At 51.8% G+C, this 1227-nt stretch carries 1 pseudogene; it reads right to left on the bottom strand.

Going from position 1 to position 1227, the window contains the following annotated elements:
- Positions 1-1227: pseudogene (locus JCM12259_RS15630) on the bottom strand (DNA topoisomerase); the annotation flags it as partial.

Below are 1227 nucleotides of genomic sequence, written 5' to 3'. Positions count from 1 at the left end.
CGGATATAATCACGGAGGATGAGCGTTTCGATGATATTGGCTCTTGTAGCAGGTGTGCCAATACCGCATTCCGCCATTGCCTTCTTGCTTTCTGCATCCTCCACTTCCTTGCCTGCGTTCTCCATAGCGGAGAGCAGGGTGGCTTCGGTATAGAGCGGTTTCGATTTGGTCTTGTGTTCGGTAATCTCGGCATTGAGAAGTGGTAGGAGTTCACCCTCTGTTAAATTGGGCAATGTGGCAAGTAACTCTTCCTCGTCATCTGATTTGACTTCTTTCTGCACGGCTTTCCAGCCCAAGGAGATTTGTCGGCATGCTTTCCAAGTAAAGGTGTTGGTGCCGTCCGTGAACAGCACCTGCATACGTTCTTCCTCGGAGTCAGGCGAAAAGGCTTCGATAAAACGGGTTACCACCATATTATATAGGATTGCTTCATCCGTCAATAAGCCGGAAGGTGTTTCTCCCGTGGGGATAATAGCGTGGTGGTCGGTTATCTTAGCGTTGTCCACCGAGTGGCGGTTAAGCGGATTGGATAGGGGCTTACCTATCTTGTGGAGCAGGGCGGGTACTTCCTCAAAGACGTCCTCGCTGATGTATCGGCTGCCTGTTCGGGGATAGGTCGTGATTTTCTTCTCATAGAGGCTCTGAGCAATTGAGAGGGTCTTGTCTGCTGAAAAGCCGTGGCGTCTGTTGGCTTCCTTCTGCAAGGCAGTAAGGTCGTACAAGAGTGGTGGCGATGTATGCGTTACCTTTCTTGCGACCGATTCAACTTTAAGCCGGCTCTGACTGCGAAGCGTAGCGAGGGCAGTCTGTGCCGATGCTTCACTCTCATAGTCGGTAATGCCAATGGCTTTCAGCGACACGCCCTCTTTCTCCATCAGGGCGGAGAGTTTCCAATAAGGCACGGAAGAAAAATCACGGTTCTCTATGTACCGACGGCAGACCATAGCGAGGGTTGGAGTCTGTACCCGTCCCAACGAATAGCCTCCTGCGGGCAATGGAAAGGGCACGGCTCGCATTGATTCCCACGAGCCAGTCGGCTTCGCTTCTTGCCTTGGCGGAATAATAGAGACTGTCGTAATGGTTCCCTGACTTGAGATTTGCCATGCCCTCACGGATAGCTTTGTCCGTGAGCGAGGAAATCCAAAGGCGGTAGAAAGGCTTTCGGCAACCTAGATGTGCATAAATCCATCTGAATATCAGTTCACCCTCCCTGCCTGCATCGGTGGC

This window comes from Hoylesella enoeca JCM 12259 (assembly GCF_000613405.1).
GTDB lineage: Bacteria > Bacteroidota > Bacteroidia > Bacteroidales > Bacteroidaceae > Prevotella > Prevotella enoeca.
The sequence above is the reverse complement of the archived record's forward strand: the minus strand, read 5'-3'. Positions and strand labels throughout refer to the sequence as shown.